We start from the raw sequence: 346 nt of genomic DNA on the forward strand, positions 1-346 counted from the left end.
GAAGCCTACTAATTTCTATATTAAGAGAACAGGTCTCAAAAGAAGAGGCAAGCTTCTTTTCTATATACTTTCCTTTACCACCTTGACTGTGTTGATAATAAGAAGTAACTCCCAATAAAGCCTCATAATATTCTCTAATATTAGAAGGAACACTTAAGAGTCCATCATAAACCTTGGCTACAGGGTCGAAATCTTCGGCATTAATATCAAGGCATAACTCCTTAAACTTTATCAAAATATTTTTATATGGTTCATAGAGTAATATCCGGCCAAGGTCCAATTTTTCTTTCGCCTTTACACAGAGAAGATTTCTTTTTGTAATCATATTTATTTCCCCTTCTCACAG

1 protein-coding gene is annotated in these 346 nt (G+C 33.8%); it reads right to left on the bottom strand.

Features of this window, described 5'->3' with window-relative positions; all coding sequences use genetic code 11:
• Positions 1-325, bottom strand: a 325-nt coding sequence (locus COZ07_RS00655) for a hypothetical protein (RefSeq protein WP_406606684.1), incomplete at its 3' end; no start/stop codon positions are given.
• Positions 326-346: the final 21 nt, after the last annotated feature.

This window comes from Candidatus Infernicultor aquiphilus, assembly GCF_002784285.1.
GTDB classification, from domain to species: Bacteria; Atribacterota; Phoenicimicrobiia; order Phoenicimicrobiales; family Phoenicimicrobiaceae; genus Infernicultor; species Infernicultor aquiphilus.